The sequence below is a fragment of the Faecalicatena sp. genome, assembly GCF_058819085.1.
The window spans coordinates 14,971-30,387 of record NZ_JBZUUL010000019.1 but is presented as its reverse complement, the minus strand read 5'-3'; the positions used below and the strand labels follow the sequence as shown (position 1 = coordinate 30,387).

At 48.0% G+C, this 15,417-nt stretch carries 9 protein-coding genes; all 9 read left to right on the top strand.

From position 1 onward, the window contains the following. The 9 genes from AC4OGX_RS09260 to AC4OGX_RS09220 all read left to right on the top strand — a co-directional run bounded on the left by AC4OGX_RS09260 (nucleotide 1) and on the right by AC4OGX_RS09220 (nucleotide 15,417). The gene (locus tag AC4OGX_RS09260; protein ID WP_493330011.1) at nucleotides 1–2,214 is read left to right on the top strand and encodes an ABC transporter permease; all 2,214 of its coding nucleotides are present in this window, start codon (nucleotides 1–3) and stop codon (nucleotides 2,212–2,214) included. 109 nt (nucleotides 2,215–2,323) lie between these two features. After that, on the top strand, nucleotides 2,324–3,181 hold the full coding sequence (locus AC4OGX_RS09255; RefSeq protein ID WP_493330009.1) for an AraC family transcriptional regulator: 858 nt from the start codon (nucleotides 2,324–2,326) through the stop codon (nucleotides 3,179–3,181). Nucleotides 3,182–3,210: 29 nt separating this feature from the next. Further along, the gene (locus AC4OGX_RS09250) at nucleotides 3,211–3,603 is read left to right on the top strand and encodes an SRPBCC family protein (protein WP_493330007.1); all 393 of its coding nucleotides are present in this window, start codon (nucleotides 3,211–3,213) and stop codon (nucleotides 3,601–3,603) included. Nucleotides 3,604–3,909: 306 nt separating this feature from the next. Further along, nucleotides 3,910–5,175: an ABC transporter substrate-binding protein gene (locus AC4OGX_RS09245; protein ID WP_493330005.1), complete on the top strand. Its 1,266-nt coding sequence runs from the start codon at nucleotides 3,910–3,912 to the stop codon at nucleotides 5,173–5,175. A gap of 6 nt (nucleotides 5,176–5,181) precedes the next feature. Continuing rightward, entirely contained in the window at nucleotides 5,182–8,151 is a 2,970-nt protein-coding gene (locus AC4OGX_RS09240) for an ATP-binding protein (protein WP_493330003.1), read from the top strand. Between the two features lie 200 nt (nucleotides 8,152–8,351). Continuing rightward, nucleotides 8,352–9,758 carry a GntR family transcriptional regulator gene (locus AC4OGX_RS09235; RefSeq protein WP_493330001.1) on the top strand — a complete coding sequence of 469 codons (1,407 nt, stop codon included), beginning with the start codon at nucleotides 8,352–8,354 and terminating at the stop codon, nucleotides 9,756–9,758. A 301-nt stretch (nucleotides 9,759–10,059) separates the two neighbouring features. Next, nucleotides 10,060–11,778, top strand: coding sequence for a two-component system response regulator (locus AC4OGX_RS09230; RefSeq protein WP_493329999.1), 1,719 nt, complete (start codon nucleotides 10,060–10,062; stop codon nucleotides 11,776–11,778). Between the two features lie 51 nt (nucleotides 11,779–11,829). Then, complete coding sequence (locus AC4OGX_RS09225) at nucleotides 11,830–15,048, top strand: response regulator (RefSeq protein ID WP_493329997.1); 3,219 nt, start codon at nucleotides 11,830–11,832, stop codon at nucleotides 15,046–15,048. A gap of 3 nt (nucleotides 15,049–15,051) precedes the next feature. Further along, a complete protein-coding gene (locus tag AC4OGX_RS09220; protein ID WP_493329995.1) occupies nucleotides 15,052–15,417 on the top strand; it encodes an Hpt domain-containing protein in 366 nt (121 codons plus the stop codon).

Sequence of the window (15,417 nt, the reverse complement as noted above, 5' to 3'; positions counted from 1 at the left end):
ATGTGGAAAGATTATTCCCGAAGTTATATAAAGAATAACCGTTCGTCCAGTATTTCCGTCATGGTGGCAGCGTTCATTTCCGCACTGTTTCTGTCCCTTTTGTGCACCTTGTTTTACAATTTCTGGAAATATGATATCGAGAGGATTGAAATCGAGGAGGGCAGCTGGCAGGGGCGGATCGAGGGGAATCTGGACGAGAAGACCCTGGATGCAGTAAAGATTTACCCCAATATAGAAAAGGTTTCAGTCAATGAAGAATTAACAGAAGGGCAGAATGTTGTGGCAGACCTCTATTTTCACGATATGAGGACGATTCTTAAAGATCTGCCCCGGATCGCAGAATTAGCGGGAGTAAAACCTGAGGCAGTCACCTGCCACCATTCACTTTTGGCGATGTACCTGATCCGGGACCCGCAGGATCCGGCGCCCCGGCTGGTGTTTCCGTTTTTTTTGGTGATCACGGGGATGGCCTGTTTTTCACTGGTCATGATCATTCATAACTCCTTTGCGGTTTCCATGAATGCCAGGATCCATCAGTTCGGCATCTTTTCCAGCATCGGAGCCACACCTGCGCAGATCAGGACCTGCCTTTTGCAGGAGGCAGCGGCATTGTGCGCTGTTCCCGTTGTACTGGGGAATTTATTAGGGATCGTGCTGGGAATCGGAACCATGGAAGTGACCAACGTCATAGCCGGAGGCATGGTAGCCGGACGGCATGAGGCGGTGGGGGGATATCATCCCCTGGTTTTTGTAGTTACTTTTGTGATCACGGTTCTTACGATCTGGATTTCCGCCTGGTATCCGGCAAGGAAAATGAGCCGCCTGACACCCCTTGAAGCCATAAGAAATACAGGGGAGATGCAGCTGAAAAAAAGGAAAAGATCCCGTCTGATGTCTCTTCTGTTCGGCCTGGAAGGAGAAATCGCAGCAAATGCGTTAAAGGCGCAGAAAAAGGCCTGGCGCACCGCTACGATATCCCTGACATTTTCTTTTTTGGCGTTCACCCTGATGCAGTGTTTCTTTACACTGTCAGGTATCAGTACGAGAATGACCTATTTTGAAAAATACCAGGATGCCTGGGATGTGATGGTAACGGTGAAGGATACAGGAATCGATACATTTGATAAGACAGAGACGCTGAAAGAGCTTTCCGGGGTGAGGAGCCTTACGGTATATCAGAAGGCAGCAGCGAAACGGATGCTTACAGAGGAAGCAGTCAGTGAGGAATTCAAAGCCCTGGGCGGTTTTAGGAATGCAGATGAGACCTGTGTATCAGCAAGCGACGCAGGATGGCTGGTCAATGCCCCGGTCGTCATAATGGATGACGCAGGCTTTCTGGAATATTGTGAGCAGATTGGGGCAGAACATAAGCTGGACGGTGCAGTGATCTTAAACCGGGTAAGAGACAGCCGTAATCCGGACTTTCGTAATCCGGATTATGTTCCATACTTAAACGACACACAAAAGACCACCACTCTTGTGCAGGCAGAGGCAGCCGAACAGTCAGCAGAGATCCCTGTGCTTTCCTATACACAGGAGACCCCGGTTTTACGGGAAGAATATGGAACTCTGGATTACTATGAGGTGGTACATTTTCTTCCGGTTTCCCTGTGGAAACAGATCGGGGAAACGATCGGCGGGGCAGAAGAGGACTCTTATATCCGGGTTCTTGCAGAAGAAGGTGTGACATTAGATGAGCTTAAGAAGCAGGAGAAAGAGATCACTAAGATCATTGGAAGCGGATATGAGATTGAGACTGAGAACCGTATCCAGGATAAGATTGCCAATGATAAGATGATCGATGGAACGATGCTGATATTCGGCGGCTTTTGTATCCTTCTTGCCATCATTGGAATCGGCAATGTGTTCTCGAATACACTGGGATTTGTGCGGCAGCGCAAAAGAGAGTTTGCACGCTATCTGTCCGTGGGGATGACACCCGGCGGGATTAAAAAGGTGTTTTGTATAGAAGCGCTGGTGATTGCCGGACGTCCGGCTTTGGTGACACTTCCGCTGGCGGTGGTGTTGTCCTGGGCTATGACAAAGGCAAGCTATCTTGACCCCATGATCTTTATCAGGGAGGCTCCGGTGATCCCTGTCCTGATATTCCTGCTTGCGATCTTCGGCTTCGTGGGATTTGCGTATTATCTCGGAGGAAGAAAGATCCTGCGGAATAAGCTGGCGGAAACGTTACGGGACGATACAATGATCTAAAGACAGGATGTTTTCATGACGGCGAAGCAGAAGCTCTCTTTATTTGTATGGAAAAAGAGATGCGCCAAAATTGGAGATGCTATAAAATAGGAGAATGAGGAGAAGCATTATGGATTGGTTGGATTGCCTGAACGAGGCAGTGGAATATATAGAACAGCACATTACAGAAGAAATCGATTACGGAAAACTGGCAGAAACACTGGGTGTTCCGGCCTATTATTTCCAGAAGATGTTCGCTGGTATGGCGGATATATCCTTATCAGAGTACATAAGAAGAAGGCGGATGTCCCTGGCAGCAGTAGAGCTTATAAACAGCAGCCAGAGAATCCTGGATATATCCCTGAAATATGGTTACAATTCCCCCACTGCCTTTAACCGTGCCTTCCAGGGTGTTCACGGTGCATCCCCATCCATGGTCAAAAAGGGACTGGCTCCGGCGGCAGCCTACCCGGCACTTCATTTTTCAATGTCTGTGAAGGGGGCAGAAAAACTGGATTTTAGGATGGAGAAGAAGGAGGGCTTCCGTATTCTGGGAGTTTCCTGTCCGCTTGACGAGGATCTGGAGAAGAACTTTGAAAAGCTTCCGAGGATGTGGGATCAGGCGCTTTCAAATGGTACTCTGGGCCGTCTGCTTTTATACATGGACGGACAGCCATCGGGATTATTGGGGGTCAGTGTACACCATACGGATAAATGGAAGTATTTGATAGCGGTCAGTTCTTCAAAAACTCCTCAAATGGAAGAGAGACTGGACTCTTATCTCTTTCCTGATGCTTTGTGGGCAGTGTTTACCGGGAAGGGGACGAATCAGAGCTTACAGGAGCTGGAACGGCGTGTGATCACCGAATGGCTTCCCTCGTCCGGCTATGAATATGCAGAGATTCCGGATGTGGAAGTGTATCTCAAGGCTGATCCTAACGATTGCGAGTATGAGTACTGGCTCCCGGTAATTCCGGCCGGTCTGTGATCCAGAATAAAAAAGAAGGGGACAAAAATATGGCAGTTTCTAATAGGAAGGCGGTTTTTAAAAGTGAGATTCAAAAAGTGTGGGAGGTGGTAGCTTCGCTCGAAGATTATGCGTGGCGCAGTGACCTAAGTAAGATCGAGATCGTAGATGAGAACCGGTTTATTGAGTACACAAAGGCAGGATATGCGACCCGCTTTACCATTACGGTGAAGGAACCATATAAACGGTACGAGTTTGATATGGAAAACGAGAATATGAAGGGGCATTGGACAGGCATTTTTACGGAAAAGGACGGCGGTACAGAGATCGATTTTACCGAGGATGTGACTGCCAAAAAACTATTTATGAAGCCCTTTGTAAAGGGGTTTCTGAAAAAACAGCAGGAGCTATATTTTTTGGATCTTAAAAAAGCATTGTCTTAATTATGAGTATAACGGCTGCGCTTCCTATCGAAGCGGCAGCCGTTTTTGCATTTGTTTTTCCCGGATCTTGAGAGAGAGGCTGTGATGTCATCTCTCTATTTTATTGCATTATCACATATTTCATGTTATACTGGTACCTAAGTGAACAGTGTTGAAACCGGGCACTTAAAGAAGCGGTATGGCGTGATTCCATTGAGACTGTTTATCCTGGAGGGAGCGTGCAGACGTATTGTGTCATACAAAGCATGACGCGCACTCGGCAGCAAATACGCCGGGGCGGATCTGAACGAAATAGGAGGGAATGTAATGAAAAAGAGAATTCTTGCGTTATCCCTTGTTCCTGCATTTGTCTTGACATTAGTGGCCGGGTGCGGAAATAAGAATCGGGTATTTAACTATGAAGATTCCAAGGATAAGATCACCAGGATCACGTTCTTTGGCAATAAATATGAGGCGGAAAATGTGGAGGTGATCGAAGCGATTCTCTCTGGTTTTATGGAGGAAAATCCGGATATCCAGGTTACCTATGAAAGTATGAAGGGGAACAGCTACCAGGATGCCTTGAATAAGAGAATGGCCGCGGGGAAAGGAAACGATGTGTTCATGGTGAACCACGATACGCTGCTTAAGCTGGAGGAACACTCCCAGGTGGCAGATCTGTCAAAGCTTTCTGCAATGTCACAGTATACGGATCAGATGAGCAGGCAGATGGATGAAGACGGGAAAATATACTGGGTCCCTACAACGGTCTCTGTCTTTGGCCTTTACTGCAATCTGGATCTTCTGGATAAACATCATCAGGAGGTGCCTGGGACCCTGAAAGAATGGGAAACAGTCTGCGATTATTTTGTGGAACAGGGGATCACACCGATCGTTGCGAACAATGATATCTCCCTTAAGACACTGGCGATCGGACGGGGATTTTACTCTGTATATCAGGAGAATCAGGAGGAGAACGTGTTTAGGAGCTTAAACACCGGGGAGGAGAAGCTGAGCACATATCTGACAGACGGTTTTTCTATTGTCAAGGATTTTATTGACAAGGGATATGTGGATGCCGGGAAGGCACTGGATACACAGAAGACATCGGGTGATCTGGAGGAATTTGTGGAGGGCACATCCCCATTTATGCTGACAGGTGCCTGGGCAGCCGGGCGGGTGAAAAAGATGGAACCAGATTTTGCATTTCAAGTGGTCCCTCTGCCGATCCTTGAGGATGGATCTCTGCTCGTTATCAATGCGGACACCCGCCTGAGCGTAAATGCTGACAGCGAAAACATAGAAGCTGCCAAGAAATTTGTGGAATATTTTATACAGAGGGATAACATACGTGAATTTGTGGACCAGCAGTCTTCCTTCAGTCCGCTTAAGAATGGATATCCTTCTTCCGCAGAAGCGATCCGGCCGTTGATTTCAAGCTATGAGTCCGGGCAGACCGTTATCGGGACGGATGGACGTCTGGATCTGCCGATTTGGAATCTTACAGCCCAGGCGTCTGTGATGCTTTTGTCAGGAGAGTCACTGTCAGATACGATGAAATGGATCGACCAACAGGCAGAAGGGAAGGAGTAGAAAACGGTGAAGCAAACGAAGAAAAAAATAAAACTGCGGATTACGTTTACTGCGCTGGTCATTTCCGGGATTCTTGCTATTGTGGCGATCTTTTTTGTCACCGAGGTCAAGGAGCAGCTGTGGCAGCAGTCGGTCAATACGATCATGGAAAGTACCCGGCAGGGCAGTAATACCCTGAAGGTGCAGCTGCAGGACGGATTCAGATCGCTGGAACTGGTCAAGGGATACTTAAGCTTAATTACGGCAGGACAGACCGACAAGCTGGAGGCGGCCGTGGGAGGTTACGGGCAGGTGGACAGCAGTATCAGCCTCTATTTTATGGATGGTTTTAGTTTCCCGAAGGGGCACAGTATCGACGAGGAGGCAGTGAAAGCACTGCCTGACATAGAGTCAGACAGCGGGATCATCGATCCGCATATCAGCAGTGTGACGGGAGTCAACGTATTCGATCTGTACACAAAGGTCCTTCTTAAGGATGGAACGCCCGGGTATCTTTTGAAGGAATACGAGATAGATCACATCGTAGACAGCTTTAGTATATCGTTTTATAACAATGCAGGCTTTTCTTATGTCATGGATGCAGAAGGGGATATCCTGATCCGGCCGCTGCATCCCGACAGCAATAAGACGGTAAGGAATCTTTTTGATATGCTTCCGAAGGGGGAGAACTCGAAAGAGAGCCTGAAACAGTTTCAGGATGCCATTGAGGAGGCAAAGACAGGCTGGGCTGTATTTACTTATATGGAGGAGCCGACAGTATTTTGTTATACTCCCTTAGGTATGGGATCTGACTGGTATTTGATCTCCATCATACCGCAGGAGGTAGTTGACACACAGACGAAGGATATCCTGATACGCACCCTGATCCTGATCGTAGCCATCCTGTCGGGAATCACTTTCCTGGTCACAATGTACTTCCGGTATGTGAACCGAACGAACCGCCGCCTGAAAAGCCAGGCAGATTATACCGCTCATCTGTATAACGCTGTGCCGGAAGGGATTGCACTGCTGACTTTAGAGGAACCATTCCGGTTTCTGCAGCTTAACCGGGAAGGGAGGCGGCTTTTGGGATATCCCCAGGATTCTCCTGATGATATTCCAAAGGAACAGATGCTGAAACATGTTGTTGAACCTGAGGATTATGAACGCTTAGCGGATATTCTGCATGCCACAGCTGTTTCCGGGGATAAGAACAGTTTTGAAAATCGTGTGATCAAAGTAGACGGCAGCTTTTTTTGGGCGGCCGGGCTCGTTGAAAAAACACTGGATGAGAATGGGAAACCGATCTTGATCACCACCTTTCATGATATTACGGCTGAGAAGCTGGCCGAGGAAGAGATGCAGAGGGAAAAACGCCAGGAACGCATCATGCTGGTCAGTGCGATCTCTACAGTGTACCCTGTGATCATCAGCTTAAATCTGACAAAGGATACGCTGAAATTTATCTATGTGAAGAATGATCTGATGGTGGACATGGGGAAACAAAAGACTTATGGGGGACTCTATCATGAATTTCTGCAAAATGTCCATCCTGATAATGCGGTGGAGTTTGAACGGCGTTTTGCACCGGAAAACATTCTTAGGAGACTGGGAAGGGAGCGGCAGGAAATTTTCTTAGAGGCCAGGCAAATGCTGACGGACGGGCATTACCATTGGATCTTCACACTGATCATCTCCGTAGACAATCCTTATTCAGATGACCGCCTGGCTATTTTGCTGTCACGCCGGATCGATGAGCAGAGAGCTGACGAGGAACAGCAGCGTCAGGCATTACAGAGTGCTTTGGAGAATGCAAAGGCAGCGAGTGTGGCGAAGAGCCAGTTCTTATCTAATATCAGCCATGATATCCGAACTCCGATGAACGCCATTGTAGGGATGACCGCGATCGCGGCAGCACACCTGGACGAGCGGGACAGAGTTGCCGAGTGTCTGAAAAAAATCAATTTTTCCAGTCAGCACCTTCTCAGCCTGATCAACGATATTCTGGATATGTCGAAGGTTGAGAATGGAAAACTGTCTATCAGTGAAGAGCCGTTTGATCTGGCAGAGCTTGTTTTGGATATTGTAGAGCTGGTACGGGTCCAGGCAGAGTCGGGAGGACTCACACTTAAGGTCCATAAGCCCGCCATCCGGGATGAAAAGGTGATCGGTGATCCTTTGCGCATTCGTCAGGTCTACTTAAATATTTTGAGTAATGCAGTGAAGTATACACAAAGCGGCGGCAGTGTTTCCGTAGAAGCGTGGCAGGAATCCAGCCGGAAAAAAGGGTATCAGAATTATGTGTTTCGCTGTACAGATACCGGGATCGGTATGGATCAGGAATTTTTACAGAAGCTATACCAGCCCTTCGAGAGAGCTCAGGATGAAACGGCCAGAAAGATCAGCGGAACAGGTCTGGGGATGGCGATCACGAAAAATATCATAGAACTGATAGGCGGAGATATCCATGTGAAGAGCAGTCCGGGGGAAGGCTCGGCTTTTACCGTGACACTCCCCTTACGCCTGCAGAAGATGCAGAAGGAGGAGAGAGCCGAAGAGACAGAAGCGCTTAGCGGCAGGAGCAGTACCAGTATTGGCGGCCGGGTGCTTTTGGCTGAGGATAATGCTATGAACCGGGAGATAGCCCGGGCTCTGATCGAGGATGACCAAACAGTGGTGGAGGAGGCTGTAAATGGGGCCGAAGCGGTGCAGATGGTGAAGGATTCCCCGCAAGGGTATTATGATCTGATCCTCATGGATATCCAGATGCCGGTGATGAACGGGTATGAGGCGGCGGAGGCGATCCGCAAGCTGGATCGTAAGGATGCCGGCACAGTGCCTATTGTAGCCATGACAGCCAATGCTTTTGAGGAAGATATACGGACGGCTTTAAGTGCAGGGATGAATGCTCATTTTTCAAAGCCGGTGGATGTCAAAGAATTAGAAAAGCTTCTGCACCGTTATCTTGGCGGGGACAGAAAGAAGCACCGCGGGTAATCAGAGATCACAAGATGGATGTAAGGGGCGTTTTGAGCTGGTGCATCCGGCACGCCTTCTTTCCGTATGTTTGTGCTTATATTATGACACGATCCTTTCTTATATCAGTCATTATTATGGACAGTTAGTGTATTTCCTTCTATAATAATACTGGATTTGTTTGTGTTTTAATATTGGGTTCAACATTACGGGAGGTAGAAATGGAAAAGGATAAAGGCCGGCATAAGCTGGTCTATGATTATTATGAAACACGGATCCTGTTTGGATTCTATAAATACGGGGACAGCCTGCCATCCATTGCCCAGATCTGTTCGGATTTTCATTTGGGAAGAAGATCGGTACGCACCGCCCTGGCTATGCTGGAAAAGGAAGGGTATATTAAAAACGAGGAGCGAAAGCAGGCGGTCATCGTATTTCAGGCTGATTCCACGCAGGTGGCTGAAAATATGGCAAGATATTATGTGCCCCGGAAAGAGGGAATCCTGGATTTTGCCAAAGCGGGGGATTATCTTTTTGTACCCCTCTGGGAAGGCGCAATGCGGCGGATCGGGAAAGAGTCCTGGAAAAAAATGCAGTATGATTTAAGCAACACAACACTGGATGCCATGCCGCTTTCGTTAAAGTTCTATGTGAGCGTACTGGCTGCCTGGGAGAACCGCCTGGTGCTCAATCTGCTGGCAGAGGGGCTGCGCTATCTGCGCTACCCCTACCTGATCGAAAAGAAGTCATCGGTGCTTACATCCCCGGAGCTTCTCAATATGAAACAGGATGAGGCGGTGTCTTCTCTGAAAAGCAGGATCGAGGATTCCGACAGCTGCTTAAGGCAGGAGCTATTCGATTATATTGACCAGGTTTCGCCAAAATATGATCTGGGGGACCAAAAGCCCATACCGTTTCGCTGGAATATTTACAGACAGCGTCCTCAGATGCGCTATACTTTGGCATCTTTGATCATCTGGGAGATCATGAGTAAGAAAATTCCGGCAGGAAGCTATCTGCCATCCCTGCCGGAGATGGAGCAGCAGTATGGCGTTTCCAGGACAACCATCAGGAGAACGCTTGCTTTGCTGGAAGAGCTGGGGATCACGCGATCCTTTCAGGGAAAGGGGACACAGGTGTGGCTGGAACCCGGAAAGATTGATTTCTCAAAATCCGAGATCAGGGAAGGGATGCGGCTGTATCAGGAAAGCCTGCAGCTGCTTGCGCTGACGATCTTTCAGGTTTCCAGACTGACACTGGGATCTTTGCCGCATAGAAGATGGGAAAATCTTAGAAAAGAGCTGGAACAGATCAGGACGGAAAAACACAGTTTTTTCTGCTTCGAGGTTTTCTTCCGCTTTATCCGCAAAGAATGTCCGTTAGCTGCTGTCAGGGAGTGCTACAGCAAACTGGCGGAGCTGGTAGTCTGGGGGTATCCGTTTACCATGTTCCAGTTCAAAGAAGAGCGGCTTGACACAGTCTATGCAGGCAGGCTTAAGCAGATGGAGAGGCATCTGGAGAAGGAAGAGCTGACGGCATTTTGTGAAGACTGGGAGAGACTTTTGGAAGGGGAAGAACAAAGAAGCAGAGAGTTTGCCTGGCAGATGGGGGAACCGAAATCTGTTTGATTTGGTGTCTCTTCTTTTAAGAAGCGGGAAAAACAGAATGCCTGTTACCATGTAAGAAGCTGTAAAAATCTCAGGAGCATCCCATGATGCGAAAAATAGGGTAAAAAGTGCGAAGATCATTGCAATTGTGATTTTTCCCCGTATTTTAAGGCAAAACTGTTCTTCATAAAAAGGGGAAGTGATTGCCTTTTCAGGGGTACTATGTTAGAATTATAGGGTATAAATAGGTAGTTTAACTGGGGGAGAATGCCCTCAGGATCATAAGATATATTTAATTCTCAAAGATAGAGGGGTGAAATTCATGTTTTCACGGAAAAAAATCTTGGTAGTGGAAGATAATCCATTGAACCGGGGCCTATTATGTCAGATTCTGGATTCAGATTATGACGTGCTGGAGGCAGAGAATGGACAGGAGGCTTTAGACATATTAAAGCAGTATAAAGAGGGGATCTCTCTTATTCTGCTGGACATCGTAATGCCTGTCATGGATGGTTATACCTTTCTATCTATCATGAAAGCAGATCCTGCTTATTCTTCTATTCCCGTTATTGTCACAACTCAAAATGACGGAGAGTCCGATGAAGTAGCAGCGCTGTCACATGGCGCATCGGATTTTGTTGCGAAGCCTTACAGGCCGCAGATCATACTTCACCGTGTAGCGAGTATCATCAATCTTCGCGAGACTGCTGCGATGGTGAATCTGATCCAGTATGACAGACTGACAGGAGTATACAGTAAGGAGTTTTTCTATCAGCAGGTCAAAGATATCCTGCTGCGTAATCCGGATAAGCAGTACGATATCCTATGTTCAGATATTGAGAACTTTAAGCTGATCAATGATGTGTTTGGCGTACCTACGGGGGATCGTCTGCTCAAGGGAGTTGCAGAGATGTACAAGCATAGAGTGGATGGCAGAGGAATCTGCGGAAGACTGACATCGGATAAGTTTGCATGTCTGCTGGAGCGGCGATATGCTTATACGGACGAGGTCTTTAAGGAGGCCAGCGAGCAGGTAAACGGCGTGCTGGAAGTCCGCAATATCGTTATGAAGTGGGGCGTTTATTATATAGAAGACAGGACGATCTCTGTAGAGCAGATGTGCGACAGGGCGCTTCTTGCTGCCCGCAGCATCAAGGGACAGTACGGCAAATATTTTGCACCGTATGATGATACTCTGCGCAACCGGCTTTTGAAGGAGCAGGCAATCACAGACATCATGGAATCTGCCCTTGCACAGAACCAGTTCCAGATCTACCTGCAGCCAAAATACCGGATCGGAGATAAAAAGCTGGTGGGTGCGGAAGCACTGGTAAGGTGGATCCACCCGGAGTGGGGCTTCCAGTCACCGGGCGAGTTTATCCCGCTGTTTGAAAAGAACGGGTTTATTACCAAATTAGATCAATATGTCTGGGACAAGACATGTGCCGCGATCAAAGAGTGGGAAGAGGAAGGGCTTGCGCCGATCTCTGTTTCTGTCAATGTGTCGCGTGCAGATATATATAATGCCGACCTGGCGGATATTTTAGTTCGGATCGTACAGAAACATGACCTTTCACCGTCACATCTCCACCTGGAGATCACGGAAAGTGCCTATACAGAAAATCCGACACAGATCATCGATACAGTAGGAAAACTCAGGGATCTCGGATTTGTCATCGAGATGGATGATTTCGGAAGCGGGTATTCCTCCCTGAACATGCTCAATGAGATGCCCATCGATATCCTGAAGCTGGACATGAAGTTTATCCAGAGCGAGACTGCAAAACCGCAGAGTCAGGGGATCCTGCAGTTTATCATCGCATTGGCACGATGGATGCATTTGAGTGTTGTGGCAGAAGGCGTGGAAACAGAGGAGCAGTTTAACAGGCTCAAGGTGATCGGCTGTGATTATGTACAGGGATATTATTTCGCAAGGCCGATGCCGTGTAATGAATTCAAGGAGCTTCTCTCAAAAGAGGGGGAAGCAGGAGAAGGTTCTGTCATGGATGCCATGAAATATACAGCGAAGGCGGGGGAATAAGCAGTGAAGCGGATTTGGAATATCCGTTTTGACTAGAAAGAGGAAATTGGTATGGAGATACATAGTGAGGTACGCCAGGCCGTGGTGTCGTTCTGTGATGCGTGGTTCAAGGAACGAAATTTAGAAAGGATTGTGCCTTTTCTGGCAGAGGAGGTCAGTTTTGTAGGGACCGGATTGAATGAGATAGCCAATGGAAAGGAAGAGATGATTCGATATCTGGGGGAAGATATCAGAGAGTGCCCGGAAGCGTTTCAGATGGAGACAAAGGTCCTTCATGAGCGGCAGTTATCAGAGGACATCTGCACGATGGCTGTGGAGGCAGCGCTGATCAATCCGCTGTATACATGGCACCTGCGTTTTTTCTTTATTCTTAGGAAGGAACAGGAAAGGTGGCTTGTCCAGAACCTGCATATCGCAGAGCCGGGGAACAGCCAGAAGGGGGACGAGCATTATCCTCAGACCCTGGTGGTAGAAAATGTGATCAGGCAGCGGCAGGAGCTTCTGAATGAGTCTCTGGCGGGCGGGATGATGGGCGGATATCTGGAACCGGGATTTCCGTTTAGTTTTATCAACCGCCGGATGCTTCAATACCTGGGATATGAAAGAGAAGAGGAGTTCATCACAGATATCGGCGGGGAGCTTATGAATTGTATCCATCCAAAAGAGCGTAAGGAGACAGAACAACAGATCCGCAGACAGCTCAATACAGATGGCGAATATGCTGTGGAATACCGCATGAAGAAGAAGGACGGGACGTATATCTGGATACATGATATAGGGAAGGTGACCCGGGATGAGACAGGGCGGTCCGTGGTGACTTCAGTGTGTGTGGATATTACGGATGCCAGGCGCGGACAGGAGTATGTGAAGGACCTGTATGAAAAGGAGCTGGTTTATTTTGCGGAGCTGTCCTCATCGGATGGCAGCATCCAGGGGCGGCTGAATGTGACACAGGACAGGATGGAGAGCTATCTGAGTTCATCCGATGTTGCGGTGGCTGCAGTTGGTTCTTCCTATCAGGAGACTGTGGAGAATTTGGCAAGATCAGCGGTTGAGGAAGCGGATGCAAAGCAGGTTCGAAGTGAACTGAGACGGGAAAAGGTGCTGGCAGACTACGAAGCAGGCCGGGCAGATTACCATTTTGAATTTTTGAGAAAGAAGAATAAAGGGGGCGTATTCTGGGCAAGCACAAGTTTTCGTTCCTATCAGAATCCGGAGACGGGGGATATCATCAGCTTTTTCTATACATTTGATATCACGGAGCAGAGGGTACAGGAAGAGCTTTTGAGTAAGATTACGGAGCTGGATTATGATATCATAGCGGAAGTGGATATGATAAATGATACTCAGCGGGTGATCTCCTGCGATAAAGAGGAAGAGACGATTCTGCCTAAGGGAAGCTTTCAGGAGGAGATCCGTTTGTTTGCGGATCGGTTCATGGAAGGGGCGGCAAAAGAAGAGTATCTTACAAAACTATCCTATGAATTTATCAGGAAAGAGCTTGCCAGAGAAGAATCCTACAGCTTTATCACAGAGATACGGGACCGGCATGGAAGGCTGAGAGTGAAGCGTTTCCAGATTTTTTATATCAGTAAAGAGCTGGGGAAGGTCTGTCTTGCCCAGACCGATGTAACGGATGTGGTGCGTCAGGAACAAAAGCAGAAAGAGGAGCTTGCAGCTGCGCTGGTTGCAGCGGAGCAGGCCAATGCAGCCAAAACAGACTTCCTTTCCAGGATGAGCCATGAGATCCGTACGCCGATGAATGCTATCATCGGAATGAGTACGATCGCGGCACAGTCACTTGGAGATGATGAGCAGGTGGCGGACTGCATTTCAAAAATAGGGATCTCTTCCCGTTTTCTGCTTTCCCTTATCAATGATATCCTGGATATGAGCCGCATTGAGAGCGGTAAGATGCTGCTGAAGAATGAAAAGATACCGACAGAAGAATTCCTGAACGGGATCAATTCCATCTGTTATTCCCAGTCGGCAAGCAGAGGGGTTGATTACGAATGTATCGTAGATCCGGTATTGGATGATTACTATATCGGTGATGCCATGAAGCTGCAGCAGGTATTGATCAATATATTGAGCAATGCGATCAAGTTTACAAAGGAAGGCGGAAAAGTCACGTTTTCGGCTTCACAGCGCAGAAGAACAAAGAACGATGCAGTACTTAGGTTTATTGTAAATGATACGGGGGTCGGGATGAGTGAAGAATTCCTTCCTCATATATTTGAACCGTTTTCACAGGAATCAACGGGGACGACGGCGTTATACGGAGGGACCGGACTGGGACTTGCGATCTCCAAGAATATCGTGGATATGATGGATGGGAAGATCACGGTGCGTTCCATCAAAGGGATTGGAACAGAGTTTACGGTGGATGTGAAGCTGGGGATCACAGAGGAAGAGAAGCAGCGGCATAATCAGAAGAAGCCGCAGTACAATTTTTCGCATTTAAAGACCCTGGTGGTGGATGACGATGTGGCGGTCTGCGAAAGCGCAGTCGTGACATTGGAAGAGATGGGGATCAAGGCAGAATGGGTGGACAGCGGCCGTAAGGCGATCGACCGTGTCCGGCATCTCTATGATGAAGGAAAATATTTTGACATGATCCTCATAGACTGGAAGATGCCGGGGATGGACGGGATCGAGACGGCCCGGCGGATCCGCAGCATCGTCGGCCCAGAGGTGACGATCATCATCATGACTGCTTATGACTGGATCTCTATCGAGCATGAGGCTAAGATGGCGGGGGTCAACCTCCTCATGAGCAAACCGATGTTTAAGTCTTCTCTTGTATCCGCGTTTACAAGGGCGCTGGGTAAGAAGGAAGAGGAAAAGCGGCAGACAGAGGTATTGGATTATGATTTTTCGGGGAAACGAGTTCTGCTGGTAGAGGATAATATGATCAACACGGAAGTGGCTGTCATGCTGCTCAAGAACCGGAATTTTGAGGTGGATACAGCAGAAAACGGCCTGCGGGCAATGGAACTGTTTGGTAAATCAGAAGAGGGATATTATGACGCGATCCTGATGGATATCAGGATGCCGATCATGGACGGGCTGTCAGCAGCCACGAATATCCGGCATTTGAGCAATCAGGATGCGACGAAGGTGCCGATCATTGCAATGACGGCCAATGCTTTTGATGATGACATCGAAAAAAGCAAGGCGGCTGGGATGAATGCCCATTTGGCGAAGCCGATAGAGCCGAACAGGCTGTATCAGATCTTATATGATTTTATATATGGAAAGGAGGCTTGAGAAATGTCAGAATTTCGCAGTATATTTGAGGCTTATGGTGGAGATTATCAAGCTACTATGGCAAGGTTTGTGAATAAGGAAGACATGTACCTAAAGTTTCTGGACATGCTTTTCAAGGATGATAATATGCAGAAATTAGGGGATGCCCTCGACAAGGGAGACATGAAGGGGGCATTTGAGGCAGCCCATACGCTGAAAGGTGTTGTTGGGAATATGGGCCTGACCCCTCTGTTTTCTTCTGTATGCACGATTTTAGAGCCGCTGCGTGCCAGAGAAGAGCGCAGCGATTATTTAGAAATGTACGATGTGATCAAAAAGGAATTCCAGAAGGCTGATGATCTGAGGGCGAATCTCAAAAAGGGGGAATAG

Excerpts from the sequence above, each read along its gene's own strand:
- AC4OGX_RS09260 (WP_493330011.1), top strand. The coding sequence starts at position 1 with ATGTGGAAAGATTATTCCCGAAGTTATATAAAGAATAACCGTTCGTCC.
- AC4OGX_RS09255 (WP_493330009.1), top strand. The coding sequence starts at position 2,324 with ATGGATTGGTTGGATTGCCTGAACGAGGCAGTGGAATATATAGAACAG.
- AC4OGX_RS09250 (WP_493330007.1), top strand. The coding sequence starts at position 3,211 with ATGGCAGTTTCTAATAGGAAGGCGGTTTTTAAAAGTGAGATTCAAAAA.
- AC4OGX_RS09245 (WP_493330005.1), top strand. The coding sequence starts at position 3,910 with ATGAAAAAGAGAATTCTTGCGTTATCCCTTGTTCCTGCATTTGTCTTG.
- AC4OGX_RS09235 (WP_493330001.1), top strand. The coding sequence starts at position 8,352 with ATGGAAAAGGATAAAGGCCGGCATAAGCTGGTCTATGATTATTATGAA.
- AC4OGX_RS09230 (WP_493329999.1), top strand. The coding sequence starts at position 10,060 with ATGTTTTCACGGAAAAAAATCTTGGTAGTGGAAGATAATCCATTGAAC.
- AC4OGX_RS09225 (WP_493329997.1), top strand. The coding sequence starts at position 11,830 with ATGGAGATACATAGTGAGGTACGCCAGGCCGTGGTGTCGTTCTGTGAT.
- AC4OGX_RS09220 (WP_493329995.1), top strand. The coding sequence starts at position 15,052 with ATGTCAGAATTTCGCAGTATATTTGAGGCTTATGGTGGAGATTATCAA.